The sequence below is a fragment of the Nitratidesulfovibrio sp. D1 genome (assembly GCF_051133415.1).
Classification (GTDB): domain Bacteria; phylum Desulfobacterota; class Desulfovibrionia; order Desulfovibrionales; family Desulfovibrionaceae; genus Cupidesulfovibrio.
Genome location: NZ_JBPGNZ010000005.1, coordinates 431,633 through 456,311, shown reverse-complemented (window position 1 = coordinate 456,311; position 24,679 = coordinate 431,633). Strand labels below are relative to the sequence as shown.

Sequence of the window (24,679 nt, the reverse complement as noted above, 5' to 3'; positions counted from 1 at the left end):
CCGCTAGCCGTGGGCCGTGGAGGTGAAGGCCAGCATTTCGGGCCGCACCCGGGCGATGAACGACACCACCAGCGCCGTCACCACTCCTTCCGCGAACATGACCGGAACGTGCGCCAGCAGCAGCGCCCGCGCGGCGGCGGCGAACTCCTCGCCGGACAGGGCCAGCGCCGCGGCGGTGAGCAGGGCGGATGCGCCCACGGACAGGAAGCCGCACGCGAAGGCCGCGCCCCCGCGCAGGCGGGACGGGCCGGACAGCATGGGCCGGAAGGCGTAGAAGCACAGCACTGGCGGCAGGGCCATGGTGAAGGTGTTCACCCCCAGCACGGTGAGCCCGCCGAACTGGAACAGCAGGGCCTGCAACGCCAGGGCCACGAAGATGGCGGGAACGGCGGCCCAGCCCAGCATGACGCCCAGCAGCCCGTTGAGCACCAGGTGCGCGCTGGCGGGACCGATGGGCACGTGGATCAGCGAGGCCACGAAAAAGGCGGAGGACAGGATGGCCACGGTCATCAGGCGATCGTAGTCCAGGCGCTTCAGGCCCGTGGCGACGCCAAGGGCGGCCAGCGCCGCGCCCGCGCCGAGCACGGCCGGGGAAAGCACCCCTTCCGAAATGTGCATGCATGCCTCGCGCTGTCTGCGCGCCCGTCGCGGCGCGCGGAAAATCCGGCGTCACGGGCGTGCCGAAAGGGGTAGCAGATGGCACATGGAGCGTCAACGTGCCACGATTCCGCGAGGCGTGCCGGGGCATTGCGTCACTGCGGTGCGCGTCGCTACATGAAGAAGACCAGCGTCACCAGCGCGAACGAGGGCACCAGGATACCGCACGACCAGGCCATGTAGCCGAAGAAGCTGGGCATCTTCACGCCCTGCTCCTCTGCGATGGAGCGCACCATGAAGTTGGGGGCGTTGCCGATGTAGGTGTTGGCCCCCATGAACACGGCGCCGGCCGAGATGGCCAGCAGCGTCCGGGGCATGTCGTGCATCAGGCGCATGGCGTCGCCCCCGGCGGTGTTGAAGAACACCAGGTAGGTGGGCGCGTTGTCCAGAAAGCTCGAAAGCAGACCGGCCAGCCAGAAGTACATGACGTCCACCGGCTGGCCGTCGTGGGTCACCATCTGGATCACCGGGCGCAGCGCGCCGTGCTCGCCCGCCTTCAGGATGGCGATGGCCGGAATCATGCTGACGAAGATGCCCGCGAACAGCTTGGCCACCTCAAGGATGGGCCCCCAGCTGAAATCGTTCCTGATGCGCGATTCGGAGTCGGTGAGCTTCAGCGACAGCCCGGCAATGGCCAGCAGGATGACGTCGCGCACGACGTTCTGCAACTCCACGCCCACGTGGTACACGGTGAATTCCACGCCCGGCTTCCAGAAGCCGCTCAGAAGCACCGCGCCCACCACGCCCGCCAGCAGCAGCAGGTTCACGCCGCCTTCCAGGCCCAGTTTTTCTCCGGTGTCCTGCCGGGGTGGCACGGGGCGGCCTTCCTTGCCGAACAGCACCGTGTCCAGCGCCAGGAACACGGCCAGCAGCAGCACCGAAACCAGCAGCATGGGCGGCAGCATGTGCACCGTGGTCCAGAAGAACGAAACGCCCTTGAGGAAGCCGAGGAACAGCGGCGGGTCGCCCAGCGGCGTCAGCGAGCCGCCGATGTTGGCCACCAGGAAGATGAAGAACACCACCGAATGCACCTTGTACTTGCGATGGGCGTTGGCGCGCAGCAGGGGGCGGATCAGCAGCATGGCCGCGCCGGTGGTGCCCATCCAGCTTGCCAGCACCGTGCCGATGGCCAGCAGCATGGTGTTAACCGCGGGCGTGCCGACCAGCGAGCCGGTCAGGCGCACGCCGCCCGCCACGGTGAACAGGGCCAGCAGCAGGATGATGAACGGGATGTACTCCAGCAGCAGGGTGTGCAGCACTTCGTACACGGCCAGCGAGGCGCCGAACGTGATGGCGAAGGGCACAAGGAAGGCCAGGCCCCAGAACGCGGAGACCTTGCCGAAGTGATGGTGCCAGAAGTGCGGGGCCAGCAGGGGCAGGATGGCGATGGACAGCAGCATGCAGGCGAAGGGGGCGGCCCACAGCCCGCCCAGCACCGCGCCGTCGAAGTGGGGCGCGCCGGCGTCGGCGGCCAGGGCCGTGCCGGGCGGCAGTACGGCGGCCAGCACCGCGAGAACGGCCGGGATTGCACGAACGGCCATGACGAAAGGGGCGGGCGCTGTGGGGAAACGTTTCACCTGTGGGCCTCCTGGGGTCTCGTCGGGGGGAAGGGCCGTCATCGTGCGGATGCGGAGGCGGTCCCGTTGGTGTCGCAAGGGTCCGGCTCCGGTACCACGGACGCGGGCGAGGCGGAACCGTGCGCTATCGAACGGAAAGTGCGTATGGCGCACCGTGTTGCCTGTCGCAAAGGCCGTGCATGAAGTGCCGGTATGGTTTTCTGCAACCTGCCGTTCTCGTTCGTCAAGCGTGAAGATGACATTTCGGCCGAACGAAGGTACACAGGTGCCCCGCGCCACGGCGCCCACCGCAACCCCGCATACCGCATCAGAACCACAATGGCACGACAGATAACCCCCCGGCGCATGGAGCGCATCCGCCGCGTTCTCGGCTGGCGGCAGAAGGACCTGACCCTTGTGCTGGCCAACATCCACGACCCGCACAACGTTTCGGCCATCTACCGCAGCTGCGACGCCTTCGGCGTGGCTCAGGTGCACCTGTACTACACGGACACCGCCTTTCCCGTGCTGGGCCGCAAGTCGTCGGCATCCGCCCGCAAGTGGGTGGAAACGGTGCGCCATTCCGACGCCCAAAGCCTGATGCGCACCCTGAAGGAAAGCGGGCACCGCGTGCTGGCCACCAGTTGCACTCCGGCGGCGAAGCCCCTCGGCGACTACGACATGACCCGGCCCACCGCCATCATCATGGGCAACGAGCATTCCGGCGTAGCCCCGGAACTGACGGAACTGGTGGACGGCGAAGTGTACATTCCCATGTACGGCATGATCCAGAGCTTCAACGTGTCGGTGGCGGCGGCGGTGCTGCTGGCCGAGGCCTCGCGCCAGCGCGTGCTGGCGGGCATGTACGACCGGCCCTCCTGGCCCGATGAGGAGTTGGAGGCCCGCATCGCCGCCTGGACGGAAAAGTAGCGGGAACGGAAGGCGGGGAATGCCCCGTCCCGCGCCCGCGACGCACGACGGCGGCGCATCCGGAAGGTTCCGGGTGCGCCGCCGTCGCGTTTGGCGGATACGGCGTGGGTCCGCGGCAGGGGGGCTTGTCGGGGGCGTCCGTCAGTCGCCTTCGCCCGGCAGGTCGTTGGCGTCGCCGCCTTGCAGCGGCAGGCCCAGGTCGGTCAGCCAGCCCTCGTACAGCGCGCCCACCTCGCGCTCGCCCGCGCGCCGCGCCCAGCGGGCCAGCCCGCGCGCCTTGCGCACCAGCGGTTCCGGGTCCTCCAGCAGGCCGGTGACGTGCTCGATCTTGCGGGCGGCCTGCCCGGCCAGGTCCGGGTTGCCCGCCTGCGCCGCCATGAGGGCCAGGCGGCGGTACCCCGGCAGGCTGGGAAAGAAATAGCAGTGCAGCAGCCGCACGCCCGAAGCCTCCAGGTATCTGCCGTGGGCCTCCAAGAACGCGGCCAGCAGTTCGTAGCCGGGCTGCCACAGCGGGTCGGACTGCAGGGCCTGCCAGCAGCGGCCGGGCTCGAAATCGGCGTGGGCCGCCAGCAGTTCCGCCGCGCGCGCGGCGGGCAGGGTCAGGTAGGTTTCCAGCCACGGGGTCAGAGCCAGTTCGAAGCCGTCGCGCCGGGCCAGCTTGTGCAGGTCCGGCCCGAAGCAGCCGGAGCAGCGCCGGTTGAGCCGGGCGGCGTTGGCCGTGTCGTGGTCGCTCCGGCCGGGGGTGCGGCTTTCCAGGTGGTACACCCGGCTTTCCGGCACGCAGGCCACCTTCATCCCCCGTTCACGGACGCGCCAGCACAGTTCCAGGTCTTCGCTGCCGTTCAGGTACCCTTCGTGGAAGCCGCCGCAGTCCGCGAACAACCCGCGCCCCATGAGCAGGGCCGCGCCGGTGATGGCCTGCAACGGCCGCCGCGCGGCCACCGCCGGGTGCGCGGCGGGGAAATTGGCGTAGAGGTGTTCGGTGGACAGCGAGGGCGTGAAGGCGATGCCGCAGTGCTGCACGCGGTCGGTATCCGGGTAGAGCAGCAGCGGCCCCACGGCGCCCAGCCGGGCGTCGTCGTCCAGCGCGCGCAGCAGGGGCGGCAGCCAGCCGGGGGTGGCCAGGGTGTCGTTGTTCAGGAACAGCAGCCGGTCCGCCTGGGCCTGCGCCGCGCCAAGATTGCTGGCTATGGCGAAGCCCCTGTTTTCCGGCAGGCGCACGGCCCGGAACAGATCGCCGAAGAGGGCGCGCCCCAATGGTTCGAGGTCGGTGGCGGTGGCGTCGGTGGAGCCGTTGTCCACCACCATGACCTCCAGCACGCCGCCGGGCGTGTGCGCGCGCAGGCTTTCCAGGCAGCCGCGCGTGAGGTCCCAGAGGTTCCAGGCGGGGATGACGACGGAGACGAGGGGGGCTTTGGTGGTCATGCGGAGAGGACTCGTGCGCGCGGCGCGGTGGCGGGTGGAAGAGGTTGCGGGACGGCTACCCGGCATTTGGCGAGGGCAGGGCCGCCAGCGCGGCGGCCTTGCGCAGCAGGTCCTGCCGGGCCAGCGCGGCGGACGCCTCGCGCGCCTGCTTCGCCTTGTTCGCCGGGTGCAGGTGTTCCAGCTTGATGCGGTTGCCGAAGATGTGCGCGCTGCGTGCCCGGCTGGTGGCCTGGCGCAGGCTGGAGTGCTGCATGTGGCGCACCCGCACCGTGCCCGCGTACCACACCGGCAGCCCGGCCAGCGTGCAGCGGATGTCCCGCTCCAGGTCGTCGAACTGGCTGGGGCTGAAGCGCACGTCGAAGGCGCCCACCTGTTGCACGGAAGCCATGGAGACCATGTGGCAGCAGCCGGAAACGGACAGGCACGGCCGGGTGTAGGCGGTGAGCAGGGGGTCTGCGTTGCCTGCCGAGTTGCCGTGGATATGCCAGTGCTCGTCAAGGTCGGCGAAGCTGCGGGTGCCCATGTCCGGCGGCAGGGCGAAAAAGTCGGCGCATTGCAGCGCGTGCGGCGGGGTGTGGTCGGTGACCGCGCAGCCGATGGCCCCCCAGCCGGGACGGGCGTGGGCCACGGCCAGCAGGCCGTCCAGCCAGCCGGGTTCCAGCAGCACGTCGTCGTCCAGGAACACGGCGTGCTCGCGCTGGCGAACTTCCGGCAGCGAAAGCAGCCAATTGCGGGCGGCGGGGGCGCCCACGTTCACCGGCAGGCGCACCACGGTGAAGGGCGAACCCCAATCCGCCGCCATGGCCCGGAACATGTCCTCGGTGCCGTCCTGCGAACCGTTGTCCAGCGCGAAGACCGGCGCGCCACGGAACCCCGCCGAACGGAGCGAGCGCAGGGTCTGCGCCGCCAGGTCGCACTTGTTCCAAGTGTACAGCAGGATGGCGGGGGGAGCCATGTCCGCCGGTGGCGCGGGCAGCGGGTGCAGCAGTTCGTGCAGGGCCAGGGTGAGGTTGGGATGGTACGGGGCCGCGCGCCACAGGGGCAGCAGCAGGGCGGCGGCGTCGGCCGGGTGTCCCAGCCGGGCCAGCAGTTCGGCGCGGCGCAGCGCGTACCACGGGGAAAAGGGGGATGCGCCAGCGGGGGAGGCGTTCGGTTCCGCCAGTTGGTCCAACCGCCGCAGCGCGTCGGCAGCGTCCAGGCGGCGCACCGCCCATTCGGCGCGCAGCCGGTCTGCCAGAATGGCTGGCAGCGCCAGTTCGCCGGGCAGGGTCGTGGCGGCGCGCAACAATGTTTCCAGCGCGGTGTCATCCGCGGCTGGGGAAACAGGGGGAGCGATTCCGTCAGCGGTCGCGCCCACGGAATTTTCGTGGCGCACGCACCACTCCACGCCGCGCGCCAGCCAGAACAGCCCGTGTGCCGGGTCGGTCAGCCGGGGCAGCACCACGTCGAGCATCACCCGGCCCGGAGCGGCCGCCGGGCCTCCATGTTCGTTCAGGGCCGCGTCCAGCGCACCGAAGGCGACGGGCACGCGCACCCTGCCGTGCAGGCGGGCCATCAACTCGCGCAACGCCGGGTCGAACGCCTGCGGGGCGTCCTCCATGATGGCGCGCAGCAAGGCGGCAAGGCGGGTGTCCAGCGGGTTGTCGCGCCAGCCCCACAGGGCCATGCCCACCCCTGCGGCCACCACGCCGGGGTCGCCCTCCGCGTTCTCGATGGTCCCGCGCGCCAGGCGGTATTGGTTGTCCACGCCAAGGGCGCCGCATTCCCACGTGGGCACGCGGTCCATGAGGGCGGCCAGCAGCGCGGGGGCCTGGGCCGGGTCGGGGGCGGGGATGCCGTGCGGATGCGCCATGCGTGTTGCGGGGATGCGGGTTGGCGGGATACAACGCGCCGAAACGCGCGCGGCGGTTGCGGCGCGCGGATCGGCCGATGCGGCACTGTGGGCGGTAACGCCCGGAATGTCAATTGAACCCGCCGGAGCCACCGTGACCTCTCCCGCCCTTGCCCGTCCCCGCTGGCGCGATCTGCCCGGCGACCTCGCCGCCGCCCTGCTCAAGGGCGGGGTGGGGCAACTGCACCTTGTCGGCATTGCCGAGATGGCCCTTGCGGCCATGAACACGCCGGAAGGTTCCGCGTACGGCCCCGCCGCCCTGTTCGCGCTGGGGGCCGACGCCCTATGCGCAGCGTGGGAGGCCGACCCGCTGGACGGGCGCACGGCCGGGCAACTGGCCGCGCTGCACAAGGCCCGGCCGTTCCTGCCCACGCCGGTGTTCCGGGTGGCGGAACTGTTGGCGGCTCTGGACGCGCCCCCGCCCGAGGCCGAGGTGCGCCAACTCGTCCAACTGCTCCAGCAGCGCGACGCCGACGCCTCGTGCCGCCTGCTGGACCGCCAGCGCCGCGCCCAGCCGGGCAACACCTTCTGGCTGCGGCAGGCCATGGTGGTGGGCATGACCGAGGCCCGCCACCAGTGGCTGGACGCGTGGCTGGCCGGACTGCCTTCCGGATTACGGGATGGGGGTGGCGTGCCCGCGCCGGTTGTCGCGGCCCTGCGCGGCGACGTGGCCTTCGCGCGCGGGGACATGGCCGGGGCCGCCGCCCTGTACGCGGCAGCGTGCAAGGCCCTGCCGCTGGTCACGTGGAGGGTCCGGCATGCCGAATCCCTGTACCGCGCGGGAGACCGCGACGCCGCTTTGGCCCTGTGGCGCGCGGCGGCCGACGCCCGGCCGTGGCAGGTCAACCTGCTGCTGCGGCTGGACGACGTGGCGCGCGGCCGCGACCTGCCGGGCGATCTGCCCGCCGGACGCGGCGCGGTGCTGTTCTACACCTGGAACAAGGCCGAGTGTATCGACGAGGCCCTGGCCTCGGTGGCCGCCTCGGACCTTGGCGACGCCCGCGTGGTGGTGCTGGACAACGGCTGCACCGACGCCACCCCCAAGGTGCTGGCCCGCTGGGCGGAACGCACGCCCAGCCGTCCCGGCGGAAGTCTGGGCGAACGGCTGCTCACTGTCACCCTGCCGCTGAACATCGGCGCGCCCCCCGCCCGCAACTGGCTGCTGACCCTGCCGGAAGTCCGCGCCTGCGACTGGATGGCCTTTCTGGACGACGACGCCACCGTGCCGCCTGACTGGCTGCGCCTGTTCGGCGCGTCCATGGCCGTCCATCCCGCCGCCAACGTGTACGGCTGCCGGGTGGTGGACCACGCCGTGCCCATGCTGCTCCAGTCCGTGGACCTGCACCTGGACCCCGGGGGCGACATGGCCGCCGCGCCCGAGAACGCCCCCGGCTACCGCCGCCGTTTCTCCGTGTCCGACCTGCATTTGCAGGAACTGGATTTCGGCCAGTTTTCCTACCAGCGCCCGTGCGTGTCCGTCACCGGCTGCTGCCACCTGTTCCGCCGCGCCGTGTTCGACGCCGTGGGCCCCTTCGACCTGCGCTATGCCCCCAGCCAGTACGACGACCTGGAACACGACCTGCGCCGCAGCCTGCGCGGCGACCTGCCCGTCTATCAGGGCCATCTGGCCGTGCGCCACATGAAGCGCACCGGCCGCTCCGCCTGGACCGACCCCGCCCAGTTCTCCAATGCCTGGGCCAACATGTACAAGCTCCAGTACCGCTACGCCCGCCCTGACTTCGATACCCTGCGCCAGCACGACCACGCCGCCCTGCTGGAGGATGTGGAGGCACGGGGTTTCTAAGGAAGAAAAAATGCGAATCGGGGCGGGGGAGGAAACCTTTTGGAAAAGGTTCTCCTCCCCCGCCCCGAACCCCACCCCCTCCTTCCAAAACTTTTCAATAGGGGACGCTTGTTAAAGCGTCCCCTTCCCCGGTTTGTATTTTTTCCTAGCTACTTCTCCAACCCCGGCACGTTTTCCATCCACGCGGCGAAGCTGGCGCGGGCGCGTTCGGCGTACAGGGCCTTGCGGTCGCGTTTTTTGGCGCGCTGGGTCAGTTCGGGCATCAGGCCGAAGTTGACGTTGGAGGGCTGGAAGTTCTTGGCGGGGGTGTGCAGGTGGTGGAGCAGCGCGCCCAGGGCGGTGTCCGTGGGCGGGGTGGACAGGCGGCGGCCCAGGGCGCGGGCGGCCAGCAGCATGCCCAGCCACAGGCCGCAGGCGGCGGATTCCACGTAGCCTTCCACCCCGGTGATCTGCCCGGCCAGGTGCACGTGGCGGTGGGGGCGCAGGGACAGGTCGTCGGCAAGGACGAGGGGGGCGTTGACGTAGGTGTTGCGGTGCATGGAGCCGTGGCGCACGAATTCGGCGTTGGTCAGGCCCGGGATCATGCGGAACACGCGCTCCTGCTCGCCGTACTTGAGCTTGGTCTGGCAGCCCACGAGGTTGTAGGCGGTGCGGTTCAGGTTTTCGGCGCGCAGTTGCACGATGGCGTAGGGGCGCTGGCCGGTGCGCGGGTCGGTGAAGCCCACGGGCTTGAACGGCCCGAAGACCAGGGTGCGTTCGCCGCGTTCGGCCAGGGCTTCTATGGGCATGCAGCCCTCGAAGTGCACTTCCTTCTCGAACTCGTGGACGGGGGCCTTTTCGGCGGCCAGCAGGGCGGCGTGGAACGCCTCGTACTCCTCGCGGTTCATGGGGCAGTTCAGGTAGTCGCCCTCGCCTTCGTCGTAGCGCGAGCCCAGGAAGGCGATGGAGGTATCGATGGATTCGGCGGCGATGATGGGCGCGATGGCGTCGTAGAAATACAGGTGGTCGGAGCCGACAACGGCGGCCAGCGACGCGGCCAGCGGCGCGCTGGCCAGCGGCCCGGCGGCCACCACGGCCACGTCGGCGGCGGCCAGTTCCGGCGCGTGGATGGAGGGAATCTCGCGACGCACCACGGTGATGTTCGGTTCCGCCTCCACGGCTTCGGTCATGCGCCGGGCGAACAGTTCGCGGTCCACCGCAAGGGCCTTGCCCGCTGGCACGCGGGTGGCCTCGGCCACCTGGATGACCAGGCTGTCCAGTTCGCGCATCTCCTGCTTCAGCAGCCCCACGCCCGAGGCGATGTCATCCGAGCGTAGCGAGTTGGAGCACACCAGTTCGGCAAGGTCGGGGCTGGTGTGGGCCGGGGAATAGGCCAGGGGCTTCATTTCGTACAGGGTGACGGCAACCCCGGCGCGGGCGAGCCTGCGGGCGCATTCGCAGCCTGCAAGGCCCCCCCCGGCGATGGCGGCGGTGACGAGAGCGGTCAAGGTGTCCTCCGGAACGGCTGGGCGGATGGGATGAAGGCGGCCGGGGTGCGGCGGGCTCCCCGGCCTGCGGGTGAGGTAGGGCATTTCCGCCCGGCAGGCAAGCGGAGGCCGGTCATGGGCGGAGGGGAGCGAGGCGCACCACGGCGTCACTGCCCGGCGGGCTGTTCCCCGGCCAGGCGGCGCATTTCGCGGTGCAGTTCGTCCACCAGTCCGGCGGCGCGCACGGCGGCCAGCCCCTTGTCGAAGGCCGCGCGCAGGGCGGCGTGGCCCGGCCGCGTGCGCGCAAAGCACACGTACAGGTCGCGCTCGCCAAGGACGGGATCGAACTCGGCCAGTGTGGCCGGGTCTCCGGAAAGGTCGCGCCGCAGCCGGTAGTGCACCACGTTGCGGTCGGCGGCCATGGCGTCGATGCGCCCGGCCATCAGCTTGCGCAGGTTGGCCGTTTCGTCGTTGGCGGCTTCCTTGTTCAGGAACGGGGCCTCGTCGAAGGCGTCGGTGTGGGCATACCCGCGCACTACGCCGATGCGCAGGTCGGCCAGGTCGCGCAGGTCTGTCCAGCGCCGCGCGTTGCCCGCCAGCGCGAACAGCGTCAGCGGGCCGCCGGGAAACGGCGCGGAAAGGTCGCACTCGCTTTCCCGCCCGGTGGTCTTGTAGGCGGGGGCCACGGCGGCCACCTGGCCTTCGCGCAGCAGCGCCATGCCCCTGGCCCAGGGCATGAATTCGAAGCGCGCCTCCAGCCCGGCGGCGGCCAGCGCGGCGCGGATGATCTGCACCGCGTATCCGCCGTGCGGCAGATGGCGCTCCGCGTAGGGCGGCCAGTCGCAGGTGGCGATGACCAGGACGGAATCATCGGCTTGCGGCTGACCGGGCAGCGCTTGAACCGGCCGGGCCAGGGCCTGCGACAGGGGCATGCTGCCCAATGCGGCCAGCCCCGCCAGCGCGCACAGCGCGGCCAGCAGCACCGCGTGCCGCAGATGCGTCAGCGCCGCCGTCGGCATCCGGTGGCGGATGCCGACGGCGCGCCACGGGCGCGGGCGGGTCATGCCGGTCCTTCTACGCGGGCGAGGCCCAGCGGATCAGGCCCAGCGAGTGCGGGTCGGCCAGCAGCGGATGCACCGGGGCGGCCCGCACGGTGAAGCCGAAGCGCCCGGCCTCCGCCGGGCGGGTGCTGCCGCTGAACAGCTGCCAGCCGTCACGCCGTTCGCCCTCGGGGGTCATCACGGTCAACTGGCGCTGCGAGAAGGAGCCGTCCTGCCCCAACGGCCCGGCGTACAACTGGACGAGCACGTGCTCGGCCGCGATGTCGTCGAGGTACAGTTCCGCCTCCACCCGCAGCGAATCGCCCACGTGCAGGGTGTCTTCCACCCGGCTGCGCACGTTGCGGATCTGCACCGCGCTCCACTTGGTCATCATCTCCATGCGCCATTCGGAAAGTTCGCGTGCCGGGACGAAGCCGTCGCGCGCGAGGCGCATGTAGTAGCCGTGGGCCGGGGAATAGGCCGTGCCCAGGTAGTCCAGCACCATGCGGTGCGAGTTGTAGCGGGGGGCCAGTTCCTTCAGGGCGGCCTTCATGCGGCGGATCCACGAGCGGGGCAGGCCGCCCCGGCCGCGGTCGTAGAATTCGGGGATGATGTCGTTTTCCAGGATGTTGTAGAGGGTCTGCATCTCCACGAAGTCCTGGTAGTCCGGGTCGTCGTATTCCTCGCCCTTGCCGATGGCCCAGCCCAGGCTGTTGTCCGGGCGGTAGGCCTCGTCCCACCAGCCGTCCAGCGTGGAGAACTGCACCACGCCGTTGAGCATGGCCTTCATGCCGCTGGTGCCGCAGGCCTCCAGCGGGCGGCGGGGGTTGTTCAGCCACACGTCGCAGCCGGAAACCAGGTACGAGGCCACCTCCATGTCGTAGTCCTCGAGAAAGACCACGCTCATGTTGGCGCCCTGCGAACGGCTGAAGGCGATCAGGTCCTTGATCAGCTGCTTGCCGCCCTGGTCCTGCGGGTGGGCCTTGCCCGCGATGATGAACTGCACCGGCCGTTCGCGGTCGCCCAGGATGCGTTCCAGCCGTTCGCGGTCCTGCAACAGCAGGTTGGCGCGCTTGTAGGTGGCGAAGCGCCGGGCAAAGCCGATGGTCAGGGCTTCGGGATTCAGCATTTCCTCGGCCATCTGGATGTCCTGCCGCCGCGCGCCCTGCGCGGCCAGCTGGCGGCGCAGCCGCTCGCGCACGAAGTCCACCAGCCGGGCGCGCAGCCGTTCGTGGGTTCGCCAGAACTCGGCGTCGGAAATGGTGTCCACCTGGCTCCAGGCGCGGGCGCAGTCCGGGTCCTCGCGCCAGTTGGAGCCCAGGTACCGGTCGTACAGCATGCCGATGTCCTGGGCCACCCAGGTGGGCGCGTGCACCCCGTTGGTCAGCGCGCCGATGGGCACGTCCTCCATCGGGAACTGGTGCCACACCTGCTTCCACATGTTGCGCGAGACGCGGCCGTGCAGCGTGGACACGCCGTTGTTGGCGCGCGACAGGCGCAGGGCCAGCACGGTCATGCAGAAGGGTTCGGCGTCGTCGTGCGGGGCCTCGCGGCCCAGGGCCATGAACACCTTGAAGGCCAGGCCCATGTCGCGGGCGTAGGGTTCGAAGTAGCGGTACATCAGGTCCGGGGCGAAGCGGTCGTTGCCCGCGGGCACCGGGGTGTGCGTGGTGAAGATGGAGCCGGAGGCGGCCACCTCGGTGGCGGCCTCGAACGACAGCCCGTGCTCCTTCATGTACAGCCGTACCCGCTCCAGCCCGGCGAAGGCCGAATGCCCCTCGTTCATGTGGATGACCTTGGGGTCGATGCCCAGCACCTTCAGCGCCTTGATGCCGCCGATGCCCAGCAGGATTTCCTGCCACAGGCGCATCTCGATGTTGCCGCCGTACAGGCGTTCGGTGATCTGGCGGAAGTCAGGCGGGTTCTCCGGCAGGTTGGTGTCCAGCAGGTACAGGGTCACCCGGCCCACGGCCGCCTGCCAGATGCGCGCCGCAAGCGGCCTGTTGCCCACGTCCACGCGCACCACGGCGGGCTGGCCGTCGGGCGTCAGCGCCGGGCGCATGGGCATCTGCTCGAAGTCGTAGACGGGGTAGCGTTCCTGCTGCCAGCCGTCGGGGGTCATGTACTGGCGGAAATAGCCCTGCTGGTAGGCGATGCCGATGCCCACCAGCGGCACGTTGAGGTCGCTGGCCGACTTCAGGTGGTCGCCCGCCAGGATGCCGAGGCCGCCGGAATAGATGGGCAGGCACAGGGCCAGGCCGAATTCCAGGCTGAAGTAGGCCACGGCGGGCGTGCCGGGGGGCACCTGCTCGAACTTGTGGGGCGACGGCCTGCCCACGTACTGGCGCAACTGCGCCACGGCGTCGGACAGCCGTTGCTTGAAGAACGTGTCGCGCGAAAGTTCCTCCAGGGTGCGCTGGGGGACGTGGTTCAGGAACCATACCGGGTTGCGGTAGCTTTCCTGCCACAGGCGCTGGTCCATCTGCGAGAAGATGGACTCGATGTCGCTGTTCCACGAGAACCAGAGGTTGTAGGCCAGTTCCCACAGCCCTTCGAGCCCTTCGGGAAGTTTGGGGATGACACTGAAGACCTTGAGCGGCTGCATGCTGCGTACCTCCGGCGGTGCGGCGTCGGCGTGCTTTTGACTTGCCTGCGAGAGTGGCATAGGAACAGACGGTCCGGCGGCCCCCCTCCGTGCGGCGGTGGTCCGGCGGGTCTGTGGAGTTACGGTATTCTTTCACAGGAGCTTTTTCGTGACAAGTGCAAGCAGCGTTATGGAGGGTACGCCGACGTTGCGCGTGCGGGTGCGCTACCTGCGCGACGCGCGCGCGCTGTACGCCCCCGATGGAGGCGCCGGCGGCCCCGGCGGCCTCGCCCCGGCCACGCCGCTTGCGGCGGGCATGGACCTGCGCGCCTGCATGGACGCGGAAGAGGCGGTCCTGCCCGCAGGGGCGCGGCTGGCCATCCCCGCCGGGGTGGCCGTGGAGCCGCTGTCGCCCGGCGCGGCGGGGTTCGTGTACTCGCGTAGCGGGCTCGGGGCGCGCATGGGGCTTACCGTCAGCCAGGGAGTGGGCGTCATCGACCCCGACTATCGCGGTGAGATCGTGGTCTCGCTGCTGAACACCTCGGGCGAGGAGCGACGAATTCGCCGTGGCGAGCGCATCGCGCAGCTAGTGTTCCAGCCGTATTTCCACGCCCTCGTCGAAGAGGCGGATGCCCTTGGCGAGACGGCGCGCGGCGCGGGTGGCTTCGGGCACACCGGCAGCCTGTAGGGATCGTGCCGAAATTGTCTTTTCGCCCGTTGACAGCGTCAAACTTCGCTCGCCATTTCGGTCAAATACGATAAGAGTATACTCCCTCATGGCGGGCTCGTTTTCCTTGTCAACGAACGAAAATCCTAATTTCGGAAAGCCCCTTGGGTACGCGGCACGGGTTTTCCCGCCCGCACCCCCGCCGCATCCGAATACTTCCATCAATTCTCCGGAGACACGCCATGAGCGAACGGTTCGAAGCGCTGAAAGCGCGCGAGGAATCCCTGTTGTGCCGCACCTACGGCCGGTACCCCATTTCCGTGGCGCGGGGGCATGGCTCGCGCCTGTGGGACATTGACGGCCGCGAATACGTGGACCTTCTGTCCGGCATCGCCGTGACATCGCTGGGCCACTGCCACGAGGAACTGGCCGAGGTGGCCGCCGCCCAGGCCCGCAAGCTGGTGCACGTCAGCAACCTGTTCTACCAGGAAGAACAGCTGGACCTGGCGGAAAGGCTGCTGTCCACCAGCCATTGCGCCAAGGCGTTCTTCTGCAACTCCGGGGCGGAGGCCAACGAGGCCGCCATCAAGCTGGCCCGGCGCTACATGCAGCGCGTGCAGGGCCGCGAAGCCTACGAGATCATCACCCTGACCGGGGCCTTCCACGGGCGCACCCTGGCCACGGTGGCCGCCACCGGGCAGGCCAGGTTCCAGGACGGGTTCCATCCCATGCCGGAAGGGTTCCGCCAGGTGCCTGCGGGCGACATCGAGGCCCTGCGCGCCGCCGTGGGCCCGCAGACCGCCGGGGTGCTGGTGGAGGTCGTGCAGGGCGAGGGCGGCGTGTGTCCGCTGGACCCCGGCTACGCCAGCGCCGTGCAGGCCCTGTGCCGCGAGAAGGGCGTGCTGTTCATGACCGACGAGATCCAGGCGGGTATGTGCCGCACCGGGCGGTTCTGGTCCTTCCAGAACTACGGCCTGGAACCGGACATCGTCAGCTGCGCCAAGGCCCTGGCCAACGGCCTGCCCATGGGCGCCATGATGACTACCGACGAGGTGGCGCGCGGCTTCGTGGCGGGCAGCCATGCCACCACCTTCGGGGCGGGGGCGCTGGTTTCCGCCGTGGCCTCGAAGACCGTGGAGATCATGCTGCGCGACGACCTGGCCGGACGGGCCGCCGCCGAGGGCGCGCGGATCATGGACCGCTTCCGGGCCATGGGCGAAAAGCTGCCCGGCACCATCGACCACGTGCGGGGCCTTGGCCTGATGATCGGCGTGGTGCTGGCCTTCCCCGGCAAGGAGGTATGGCAGGCGCTTATCGACCGGGGCTTCATCTGCAACCTGACCCAGGATTGCGTGCTGCGCCTGCTGCCCGCGCTGACCATTCCCCGCGCCGACCTCGACGCCTTCGCCGACGCGCTGGAGGACATCCTGTCCGCGCACAGGCCCGCGTAACGCGCCCGCGCGAGAGGGGCACCACCCCTTCCGGCTCATGATGAGTGACGCCCCGCCGGCTGGTCCCCAGGACCGTCCGGCGGGGCGTTTTGCGTGTGGCGGCCCCGTCCGCCATGCCCGGCACGGCAAAATAATGGCGTGACCCGGTTGCCCGACCTACTGTATATCGTGAACATGGGAAAACCGCGCGGCGGGACGTGGCCGCGCGGTGCACGCATGGCGCGCCCGCCGCACGGCACGGATGCCCGGCCCGCGCGAAGGAGGGGAGGGGTATGAGTGATTTCAGCGTATCGTCAACCAGTTCCGGAGGATGGGACAGCCAGACCTTCGGCGCTGCGGTGGTGGGCAAGACGCTGGACTACATGAACGGCGTGGCGTCGTCGCCAGTCCAAGCGGTCCAGGCGGCCCCCTGGGACAAGCAGACCTTTGGCGCGGCCGTGGTAAGCAAGACCCTGGACTACATGAATTCCCCGGGGCTCGGGAGCACGGGCGGATCGGGTTCTGCCCGCTCCACGGGCTGGTCCGGCTCCATGAGCGCCGATTACGATTTCCAGAAGTCGGTGCTGGGTCCGGCCTATTCGGGCGCGGGCGCGCTGGTGGACATCTATGCGTGATTGCGGGCCTGACAGGGTGGCCTGACCGGAAGGCTCGATGACCAGCCAAGCCAGGCCACCGCTGCCGGAGATGTTCACGGCGTCCGCCCGTACGGGGCGGGCGCCGTTTCACGTTCTCCGCTCGTGACAAGGGTTCCGGACGGCGCGGGGCCGCCCGGCCCGGGCAGGCGGGCACCCCGGACGTGGAATGGAGGAATGTTCCCGCAATCCCCCGCCGGCATTGGCTGTTTACGTTTTTGTTAATGATTTCGCTTGACAGCGCTTCAAACCGTCCGCTACAACACCGCAACACGCCTGTAGAAACGTGTGGCACTTCCGGCGGCCGATGCGGTGGCTTTCCCGTGTCGGCAGTACGGCTTTCGCGGTGCAGCGGCCAGTGACGGCGGACGGTGACCGTCCGCCCGTGCGGGGTTGCGTCGCGCACGGGTGCCCGCCGTACCGTCCGGGGCCGCCCCCTGGCGGTGCATCGCCCCGCGGCGCGGGGCGCATCTTCGACAATCTGGTAAAAAGACGGCGGCGGCCCGCGCCATCGCCGGTACAGGATACGGACGGCCGCGCATGGCGATGATCGAATTTCACGACGTGCACAAGTGGTACGGCGAGTTCCACGTGCTCAAGGGCATCACCCAGAAGGTGGAGAAGGGCGAGGTGCTGGTCATCTGTGGCCCCTCCGGCTCCGGCAAGAGCTCCTTCATCCGGTGTCTGAACCGGCTGGAACCCATCCAGAAGGGGCAGATCCTGCTCGAAGGCAGGAGCATCCACGACAAGAGCGTGGACGTGAACGAACTGCGCACCGAGGTGGGCATCGTCTTCCAGCAGTTCAACCTGTACCCGCATCTTTCCGTGCTGCACAACGTGACCCTGGCCCCCACCAAGGTGCGCAAGATGCAGAAGGCCAAGGCGGAATCCATCGCCATGGAACTGCTGGAGCGCGTGGGCATCCACGACCAGGCCCGCAAGTATCCCGTGGAACTTTCCGGCGGCCAGCAGCAGCGCGTGGCCATCGCCCGCGCCCTGGCCATGCAGCCCAAGGTCATGCTGTTCGACGAGCCCACCAGCGCGCTCGACCCCGAAATGATCAACGAAGTGCTCAACGCCATGAAGGACCTGGCCCGCGCGGGCATGACCATGCTCTGCGTGACCCACGAAATGGGCTTCGCGCGCGAGGTGGCGGACAGGGTCGTCTTCATGGACGGGGGCAAGGTGATCGAAGAGGCCCCGCCGGACGTCTTCTTCTCCAATCCCCGGCACGAGCGCACCCAGGCGTTTTTGCGGGAAATCCTGTAGCACTGCCTGTCGGCGCCCCGGCGTCGGCAGTCCCCCAGCCGGGCGGCGCGAACGCGCCTCGGGCACGACACGCGACACCCCCGACAGCCGCGCCATGCGGCACGCCGGGTTCGGACGACGGACGAACGCCCATCCCGGGGGCCTGCGGCCCCCCGAACCGCATCAGCAGGGAGAACTCTCATGAAGCGTCTTGTGCTACTGGCCGTGGCCCTGTGCGTGGTGCTTTCCGGCACCATCGCCCACGCGGGCAAGATCGAGGACATCAAGGCCCGCGGAGCGCTCGTCTGCGGCGTCAAGGACTCCACCGTGCCCTTCGGGTTCATCGACGAGCAGAGCAAGCAGGTCGTCGGCTTCGACATCGACATCTGCAAGGCCGTCGCCGACAAGCTGGGCGTGAAGCTGGAACTGAAAACCGTCACCAGCGCCACCCGCATCCCCATGCTGACCCAGGGCTCCGTGGACATGGTGGCCGCCACCATGACCCACAAGTTCGAGCGTGACGACGTCATCGACTTCTCCATCACCTACTTCATGGACGGCCAGAAGCTGCTGGTGAAGAAGGGCGGCGGCGTGAAGAGCGCGGCCGACCTCAAGGGCAAGAAGGTCGCCACCGCCAAGGGCTCCACCTCTGAAAAGAACATCAAGGCCGCCCAGCCCGAGGCCACCGTGATCTCCTTCGACGAGTACCCGCAGGCGTTCCTGGCCCTGAAGCAGGGCAAGGCCGAAGCCGTCACCACCGACTCCACCATCCTGCTCGGCCTGCGCAACTCCGACCCCGAGCCCGAGAAGTGGGAAATCGTGGGCGACTACATCGCCGCCGAGCCCTACGGCCTGGGCCTTGCCGAAAACGATTCCAAGTTCCGCGATCTCGTCAACCGCACCCTGGTGGACCTGTGGAACACCGGCGACTACATGAAGATCTACGACAAGTGGTTCGGCAAGGACACCAAGTACTACCTGCCGCTCACCTGGAAGATGGAAACCTGGCCCTACTAGCACGCACCAACCCGACGGGGGACGCGGCGCCATCGCCGCGCCCCCCGTTTTCACGCGGATAACGTCTTGCAGTACAACTTCGACTGGAAACTCGTCCTCTCCGGCGAATACCTGCAGTGGATCATCGACGGCGTCGTGGTCACCTGCCAGATTTCCGCCATCTCGCTGGTGCTCGCCATGGCGCTCGGCACGCTCATCGCGGTGATGCGCCTTTCCGGGGTGCGCCCGCTGGTGTGGTTCAGCGCCGGGTTCACCGAGTTCTTCCGCAACACGCCGCTGCTGGTCCAGATATTCTTCTGGTACTTCGGGTCCGACGCGGTGTTGCCCGCCGCCGTCAACCAGTGGCTGTACAAGCAGAATTTCGAATTCGCGGCCGGGGTCATCGCCCTTGCGGTGTACACCGCCGCGTTCATCGCCGAAGAGATACGCTCGGGCATCTTCTCCATTCCGCGCACGCAGTTGGAAGCCTCGCGCGCCTGCGGCCTCACCTTCCTGCAGGCCATGCGCTACGTGGTCCTGCCGCAGGCCTTCCGCATCATCGTGCCGCCGCTGATCTCGCAGGCGCTCAACCTGTTCAAGAACTCGTCGCTGTGCATGACCATCGGGGTCATGGAACTTACCTACATGGCCCGCCAGATCGAATCGTACACCTTCCACGGGTTCGAGGCGTTCACGGTCAGCACGCTGATCTACCTCGCCATCTCGCTGCTGGTGTCGTTCAGCATCACCCAGTATAACAGGCACTTCCTGCGGACCATCAAGTACTGACGCACCCCGCGCCGCCACGGCGGCCCGGTCTTTTCGGGCGGCACCGCCGCGTGACCCCAGGCACCACTGGGGACACCGCCGGGCAACAGGCGCCGCCACGGTTTCAGAATCAGTCGTAAGGAGCAACCGGCGTGCAGTGGGACGTCGTCTGGAGAAATTTCGATTACCTGCTCGTGGGCTCGTGGCCGCAAGGGCCGCTGGGCGGTCTTGCCATGAGCGTGATGCTGGCCATCGGCGGCATCTTCGGGGCGTTCTGGCTGGGCCTCGGCTTCGGCCTGCTGCGCCTGTCCGAGCGCTGGTGGCTGCGCCTGCCCGCCGTCATCTACGTCGAGGTCATCCGCGGCATTCCGCTGCTGATGCTGATCTTCTGGTTCTACTTCCTCGCGCCCATCGTGCTCGGCCACACCCTGCCCGAGGCGGAAAGCGCCCTCGTCGCCTTCATCGTGTTCACCGGCGCCTACATCGCCGAGATCGTGCGCGCCGGGGTGCTGGCCCTGCCGTACGGCCAGATGGAGGCCGCGCGCGGCACCGGGCTTTCCAAGACCCAGGCCATGGTCTACGTCATCCTGCCGCAGGCCCTGCGCAACATGATCCCCTCGTTCGTGAACCAGTTCGTCAGCTTGACCAAGGACACCTCGCTCGCCTACATCATCGGCGTTTCCGAGCTCACCCGCACGGCCACCCAGATCAACAACCGCGAGCTGACCGCTCCGGCCGAACTCTTTTTCACCATCGCCGTGCTGTACTTCATCGTCTGCTGGACCCTGACCGCAGCCAGCCGCCGGCTGGAGCGGCAGATGGCCCGGTACCAGGCAAGGTAGCCCCGTGTCCGACCTCATCCGCATCAGCATCGTCATTCCCGCCGACTGTCCCGAAGACCTCGAAATCGCCGACGGCGTGCTGGCCCTTGCCGTGCCCTTCGGCTGGGAAGAGGAAAGCCTGCCCGACGGCTCCGTGCGCCTGCGCGTGCACACCGACAACCCCGCCTTCTGCGAGCAGCTTCTGGCCACCCTGCGCGCCGGGCTGCCCCGCGCCGAGGTGACCCGCGATTCCGTGCCCGACACCGACTGGACCCTGGCCTGGCGCGACTTCTTCACGCCCGTGGAGTGCGGGTCGCACTTCATGGTCATCGCCCCGTGGATGGTGGACACCGTGGACCTGCACGGCCGTATCCCCATCGTCATCGAGCCCAAGACCGCCTTCGGCACCGGCCACCATCCCACCACCGCCCTGTGTCTCGGCGCTGTCTCCGAGCTTGCCGCCTCCGGCCGGGTGCACGCGGGCCTGCGCTTTCTCGACCTGGGCACCGGCTCCGGCATCCTCGCCATCGGTTGCGCCAAGCTGGGCCTGACCGGCGTGGCCACCGACATCGACATGCTGGCCGTGGAAAACGCCGAGGAAAACCGCGTCATCAACGCCGTGGCCCCCGCCATCGACGTGCGCCTCGGCAGCACCGAAGCCGCTCAGGGCGAACGCTACGACGTGGTGCTCGCCAACATCCTCGCCCAGCCCCTGAAAGACCTCGCTCCCGATATCCTCGCCCTGCTGGCCCCCAACGGGTGCCTCGTGCTCTCCGGCCTGCTTGCCGTGCAGGCCGATAGCGTGGAAGCCGCCTACACCAGCCTCGGCATGCCCCCCGCACGCCGCCGCGTGGAAGGCGAATGGGCCGCGTTGATCTGGGAGTAGGGGAGGGAAGAGTTTTTTAAGAGAGAAAGAGTTACCGGGGGAAGGGACCCTTTGCGGCAGCCGTTAGATGAGCGCAAAGCGCGAATCTTACGGATGGCGACCGCAGCGTGTAAAAGGGGCTCCTTCCCCCGGCCCCCCATCCCCCCAAACTTTTTGATCGGGTGGGAGGGGGGAGAGTTTCAGCGCCGTGTTGCTCAACGAGTGACGCGGCATTTTTGTTGGAAAACGTTGGGTTTTCCCTGAAAGGGGTGCAGGGGACGGAGTCCCCTGCCCGCCGGAGGCGTAAGGAACGCCGTCTCCTTGCCCGCCGGAGGCTGAAAAAAACGTGCATCCCTGATAGCACCGCCCCGTGCGACGCCGCCGGTTGCGGCGCATGCGGGATGACGCTAGGGTGTCGGCCTATGCGAGGGAAACGGGAACGCCTGTTGCGCGAGATGTACGCGGCCATGCACGCCCGGCTGGGTCCCAGCGGCTGGTGGCCGGGCGAAACGCCGCTGGAGATCTGCGTGGGCGCGGTGCTGACCCAGAACACCGCGTGGACCAACGTGGAAAAGGCCATCCATCGCCTGCGGGAAGCCGGGGCGCTGGCCGACGGCCAGACCCTGCTGGCCCTGCCCGAGGCAGAGCTTTCGGAGCTCATCCGCCCGGCGGGGTTCTTCCGGCTGAAGGCGGTGCGCCTGCGCAATCTGCTGCGTTTCCTGGACGATGCCTGCGGCTTCGACTTCGGCGTGCTGGCCCGGCAGGAGTTGCACGACCTGCGCCCCCGGTTGCTCGGCGTGTCGGGCATCGGGCCGGAAACGGCGGATTCCGTGCTGCTGTATGCCGTGGGCCTGCCCACCTTCGTGGTGGACGCCTACACCCGGCGCATCCTGCACCGCCACGCCATGGTGCCGGAAGACATCCCCTACCACGACCTGCGCGACGTGTTCATGGACGTGCTGGACCCCGACGTGGACTTCTACAACGAATACCACGCCCTCATCGTGCGGGTGGCCAAGGACTGGTGCCGCGCCCGCGCGCCGCGCTGCGTCGACTGCCCCCTGTGCTCCTTCCTCGACAGCGGGGTGGCCTGAGCCATGCGGCCGGTGCGGTTTCCGTCGTGGGGTTCCGGCCTCGCCCCCTCTGCGGGCATGCGCCGCGCCGGTCCCGCACGCGTGGCGCTGCGCCGCCTGCTGTGCCTGGCCCTCACGCTGGTCCTGACGCTGGCCCTCGCGCTGGCGGGATGGCTGGCCGCGCGGCCGGAATCTTCCCTGGCCGCCACCTCCGGCTCCATCGGCAAGGCGGGTCCGCTCAAGCCTGGTCCGGATGCTGATGGCGACGCGACCGCGCCACCAACCAAGGGCGGCAAGGGCGGCCAACCCCGGCGCCAGGAAGCGCGCGGCAAGGCCGCGCCCGTGGGCCAGTTGACCACGGAAGAGGACATCCGCAAGGCGCTGGAGGCCCAGCAGGCCCGCCTGCGCGCCCGGCAGGAGAGCATCACCAGGCTTTCGGTGCAGGAACGCGCCCTGAACACCGACCTGGCCATGGCCGAGGACCGCATCACCGCGCTGGAGGCCAAGGTGGCCCGCCAGGAGCAGGAACTGGCCCAACTGGAGGCCGCCGCCACCGACGTGCGCGCCGCCTACGAGCGGTTGGCCGCCGAGCGGTCCCGCACGGAAGAATCCCTTGCCGGGCTGCTGCAACTGCTCTGGCCGCTGTACATGCGCCAGAAGGGTGTGGGCGCGCGCGACCTGACCAACTGGCGCATGGCGGAGCGCGACTACGCCTGGACGCAGGAAATCTACAAGGTCATCGGGGAGCGCCAGCAGGAACTGCACGGCCAGGAAACCGCCATGGCCGAAGCCCTGACCCGGCGCGAGGCCCTCTCCGAACAGGTGCGCAAGCAGGTGGAGGCCCTGGGGGCCGACCGTTCCAAGCTGCTGGCGGACAAGCAGCGCTTCCGCCAGTCGCTGTCCTCGGTGCGCCAGCAGCGCGAGGACGCCGAGGCCGAACTGGCCGACCTGTTCGAGATGATCCAGACCCTGAACGCCCGGCTGGAGCAGGCCCTGTCGCGCGGCGACATAGAGAAGCAGAAGGGCCGCCTGCCGTGGCCCGCCAAGGGCAGGGTGGTGCGCCGCTACGCGCCGGACGCCAAACCGCCGGTGCGCGGGCTGGGCATCTCGGTGGGGCAGGGCGAGCCGGTGCGCGCCGTGGCTTACGGCCGCGTGGTGCACAACGACACCATGCGCGGGTTCGGCCGCGTCGTCATCCTGATGCACGGTCAGGCGTATTATACGTTGTACGCCTTCCTGGCCGACAGTCCGTTGCGGCTGGGCCAGGAGGTGGGCGGCGGCCAGCAGGTGGGCACCGCCGGATTCTACCCGGACGCCAATGGCCCCGGAGTCTATTTCGAATTGCGTTTTCACCAAAAAGCCATTAACCCTGATGCGTGGCTCCTTTCAGCAAATTAGCCTCTTTTCAGGCTTTCGGAGGATTCGTTATGCGTGTGACGCTGTGGACGGCCACGCTGCTCATTCTCGGCGTGCTCGCGTTTTCCGGCGGGTCGGCGCTGGTGCCCGGTACCGTCGGCGCGGCAAGTGACGAGGGCAAATACGATTCGCTGAAGCGCTTCAGCCAGGTGCTGGACCTGGTGGAGCGCTATTACGTGCGCGACGTGCCCCGCAAGGACCTGATCAACGGCGCCGTGAAGGGCATGCTGCAAGGGCTGGACCCCCATTCGACATTCCTGTCGGTGGAGGAGTTCAAGGAGATGCAGGAAAGCACCTCCGGCGAATTCTTCGGCATCGGCATCGAGATTTCCAGCGAGAACGGCCAGCTCATCGTGGTGGCCCCCATCGAGGACACCCCCGCCCACAAGGCGGGCCTGAAGAGCGGCGACATCATCCTCGCCGTGGACGGCGTGCCCACCCAGGACATGACCACCCAGGAAGCGGTCAGCCGCATCCGGGGCGCCAAGGGCACCGAGGTGGAACTGTCCATCCTGCACCGCGACGCCAAGGCCCCCGAAGTGGTGCGCCTGGTGCGCGACGCCATCCCGCTCATCAGCGTCAAGTCCAAGATGCTCGAGGACGGCTACTACTGGGTGCGCCTGACCCGCTTCAGCGAACGCACCACCGGCGAACTGGTGGACGCGCTGAAAGAAGCGGGCAAGAAGGGCATGAAGGGCATCATCCTCGACCTGCGCAACAACCCCGGCGGGTTGCTGGACCAGGCCGTGAGCGTGTCCGACACCTTCCTCAAGGACGGGGTCATCGTGTCCATCCGCGGCCGCATGGAAGACGCCAGCCGCGAATACCGCGCCAAGACCCAGCCCGGCGACGTGGCCGTGCCCATGGTGGTGCTGGTCAACGCCGGTTCCGCTTCGGCCTCGGAAATCGTGGCCGGCGCCCTGCGCGATCACAACCGCGCGCTCATCCTGGGCGAACGCACCTTCGGCAAGGGCTCGGTGCAGAACGTCATCCCGCTGTCCGACGGCGCGGGCCTGAAGCTGACCGTGGCCCTGTACTACACGCCCAACGGCCGCTCCATCCAGGCGGAAGGCGTCGAGCCCGACTTCGAGGTGCCCTTCGAACTGCCGCGCGAAGAGGAAAAGGCCCACCGCCTGAACATGGTGCGCGAAAAGGACCTCAACCGGCACCTCGAGAACGGCGCTTCGGGCAAGGATGCGCGCCCCGCCACCCGTGCGGACGACGTGAAGCAGGCCCTGGAAAAGGACAACCAGCTGCGCATGGCGTTGCAGTTCGTGAAGCGCCTGCCCCGCCTCAAGGACATCCAGTAGGTGCGCCGCCGCGCATGCGGCGGGCTGCCGATGAAGCTGTAACGCTGCACGACGAAAAACCAGGGGCGCGGGAGACCGC

At 68.8% G+C, this 24,679-nt stretch carries 20 protein-coding genes; 13 read left to right on the top strand and 7 right to left on the bottom strand.

Annotation, left to right across the window (positions count from 1 at the left end):
* Positions 1 to 3 precede the first annotated feature (3 nt).
* Positions 4 to 618: a cobalt transporter CbiM gene (cbiM, locus tag ACR4XJ_RS12735; protein ID WP_434755543.1), complete on the bottom strand. Its 615-nt coding sequence runs from the start codon at positions 616 to 618 to the stop codon at positions 4 to 6.
* Between the two features lie 152 nt (positions 619 to 770).
* On the bottom strand, positions 771 to 2,198 hold the full coding sequence (locus tag ACR4XJ_RS12730) for a sodium:proton antiporter (RefSeq protein WP_434755596.1): 1,428 nt from the start codon (positions 2,196 to 2,198) through the stop codon (positions 771 to 773).
* Positions 2,199 to 2,552: 354 nt separating this feature from the next.
* Here ACR4XJ_RS12730 and ACR4XJ_RS12725 point away from each other — a divergent pair, with 354 nt between their 5' ends.
* Positions 2,553 to 3,143 carry a TrmH family RNA methyltransferase gene (locus ACR4XJ_RS12725; RefSeq protein WP_434755542.1) on the top strand — a complete coding sequence of 197 codons (591 nt, stop codon included), beginning with the start codon at positions 2,553 to 2,555 and terminating at the stop codon, positions 3,141 to 3,143.
* Between the two features lie 141 nt (positions 3,144 to 3,284).
* Here the strand turns inward: ACR4XJ_RS12725 and ACR4XJ_RS12720 are convergent, their stop codons facing one another.
* Both ACR4XJ_RS12720 and ACR4XJ_RS12715 read right to left on the bottom strand, forming a co-directional pair.
* Positions 3,285 to 4,568 carry a glycosyltransferase family 2 protein gene (locus tag ACR4XJ_RS12720; protein ID WP_434755541.1) on the bottom strand — a complete coding sequence of 428 codons (1,284 nt, stop codon included), beginning with the start codon at positions 4,566 to 4,568 and terminating at the stop codon, positions 3,285 to 3,287.
* A 55-nt stretch (positions 4,569 to 4,623) separates the two neighbouring features.
* Entirely contained in the window at positions 4,624 to 6,420 is a 1,797-nt protein-coding gene (locus tag ACR4XJ_RS12715; RefSeq protein ID WP_434755540.1) for a glycosyltransferase family 2 protein, read from the bottom strand.
* 106 nt (positions 6,421 to 6,526) lie between these two features.
* Between ACR4XJ_RS12715 and ACR4XJ_RS12710 the strand changes: the two genes are divergently transcribed.
* The gene (locus ACR4XJ_RS12710; protein ID WP_434755539.1) at positions 6,527 to 8,263 is read left to right on the top strand and encodes a glycosyltransferase family 2 protein; all 1,737 of its coding nucleotides are present in this window, start codon (positions 6,527 to 6,529) and stop codon (positions 8,261 to 8,263) included.
* Between the two features lie 149 nt (positions 8,264 to 8,412).
* Here ACR4XJ_RS12710 and trmFO read toward each other — a convergent pair whose 3' ends face one another.
* From trmFO to glgP, 3 genes are all read right to left on the bottom strand, one after another.
* Positions 8,413 to 9,750 (bottom strand): methylenetetrahydrofolate--tRNA-(uracil(54)-C(5))-methyltransferase (FADH(2)-oxidizing) TrmFO, encoded by a 1,338-nt coding sequence (gene trmFO, locus ACR4XJ_RS12705; RefSeq protein ID WP_434755538.1) that lies wholly within the window; start codon positions 9,748 to 9,750, stop codon positions 8,413 to 8,415.
* A gap of 146 nt (positions 9,751 to 9,896) precedes the next feature.
* Positions 9,897 to 10,793: a substrate-binding periplasmic protein gene (locus ACR4XJ_RS12700; RefSeq protein ID WP_434755537.1), complete on the bottom strand. Its 897-nt coding sequence runs from the start codon at positions 10,791 to 10,793 to the stop codon at positions 9,897 to 9,899.
* Positions 10,794 to 10,803: 10 nt separating this feature from the next.
* Positions 10,804 to 13,374 carry an alpha-glucan family phosphorylase gene (gene glgP / locus ACR4XJ_RS12695; protein WP_434755536.1) on the bottom strand — a complete coding sequence of 857 codons (2,571 nt, stop codon included), beginning with the start codon at positions 13,372 to 13,374 and terminating at the stop codon, positions 10,804 to 10,806.
* 169 nt (positions 13,375 to 13,543) lie between these two features.
* On the opposite strand from glgP, the gene dut reads away from it, so the two are divergent.
* From dut to ACR4XJ_RS12640, 11 genes are all read left to right on the top strand, one after another.
* Positions 13,544 to 14,041 carry a dUTP diphosphatase gene (dut, locus tag ACR4XJ_RS12690; RefSeq protein WP_434755595.1) on the top strand — a complete coding sequence of 166 codons (498 nt, stop codon included), beginning with the start codon at positions 13,544 to 13,546 and terminating at the stop codon, positions 14,039 to 14,041.
* Positions 14,042 to 14,262: 221 nt separating this feature from the next.
* On the top strand, positions 14,263 to 15,471 hold the full coding sequence (locus ACR4XJ_RS12685) for an aspartate aminotransferase family protein (RefSeq protein ID WP_434755535.1): 1,209 nt from the start codon (positions 14,263 to 14,265) through the stop codon (positions 15,469 to 15,471).
* Positions 15,472 to 15,743: 272 nt separating this feature from the next.
* On the top strand, positions 15,744 to 16,085 hold the full coding sequence (locus tag ACR4XJ_RS12680; protein ID WP_434755534.1) for a hypothetical protein: 342 nt from the start codon (positions 15,744 to 15,746) through the stop codon (positions 16,083 to 16,085).
* 558 nt (positions 16,086 to 16,643) lie between these two features.
* Positions 16,644 to 17,372 (top strand): amino acid ABC transporter ATP-binding protein, encoded by a 729-nt coding sequence (locus tag ACR4XJ_RS12675; RefSeq protein WP_434755533.1) that lies wholly within the window; start codon positions 16,644 to 16,646, stop codon positions 17,370 to 17,372.
* Between the two features lie 180 nt (positions 17,373 to 17,552).
* Positions 17,553 to 18,368 carry an ABC transporter substrate-binding protein gene (locus ACR4XJ_RS12670; RefSeq protein WP_434755532.1) on the top strand — a complete coding sequence of 272 codons (816 nt, stop codon included), beginning with the start codon at positions 17,553 to 17,555 and terminating at the stop codon, positions 18,366 to 18,368.
* Positions 18,369 to 18,434: 66 nt separating this feature from the next.
* On the top strand, positions 18,435 to 19,136 hold the full coding sequence (locus ACR4XJ_RS12665; RefSeq protein WP_434755531.1) for an amino acid ABC transporter permease: 702 nt from the start codon (positions 18,435 to 18,437) through the stop codon (positions 19,134 to 19,136).
* A 131-nt stretch (positions 19,137 to 19,267) separates the two neighbouring features.
* Complete coding sequence (locus ACR4XJ_RS12660; RefSeq protein ID WP_434755530.1) at positions 19,268 to 19,957, top strand: amino acid ABC transporter permease; 690 nt, start codon at positions 19,268 to 19,270, stop codon at positions 19,955 to 19,957.
* A 4-nt stretch (positions 19,958 to 19,961) separates the two neighbouring features.
* The gene (locus tag ACR4XJ_RS12655; RefSeq protein ID WP_434755529.1) at positions 19,962 to 20,822 is read left to right on the top strand and encodes a 50S ribosomal protein L11 methyltransferase; all 861 of its coding nucleotides are present in this window, start codon (positions 19,962 to 19,964) and stop codon (positions 20,820 to 20,822) included.
* A gap of 401 nt (positions 20,823 to 21,223) precedes the next feature.
* Positions 21,224 to 21,895 (top strand): endonuclease III domain-containing protein, encoded by a 672-nt coding sequence (locus ACR4XJ_RS12650; protein WP_434755528.1) that lies wholly within the window; start codon positions 21,224 to 21,226, stop codon positions 21,893 to 21,895.
* Positions 21,896 to 21,976: 81 nt separating this feature from the next.
* Complete coding sequence (locus tag ACR4XJ_RS12645; RefSeq protein WP_434755527.1) at positions 21,977 to 23,272, top strand: murein hydrolase activator EnvC family protein; 1,296 nt, start codon at positions 21,977 to 21,979, stop codon at positions 23,270 to 23,272.
* Positions 23,273 to 23,301: 29 nt separating this feature from the next.
* The gene (locus ACR4XJ_RS12640; protein WP_434755526.1) at positions 23,302 to 24,600 is read left to right on the top strand and encodes a S41 family peptidase; all 1,299 of its coding nucleotides are present in this window, start codon (positions 23,302 to 23,304) and stop codon (positions 24,598 to 24,600) included.
* The last annotated feature ends 79 nt before the right edge of the window (positions 24,601 to 24,679 follow it).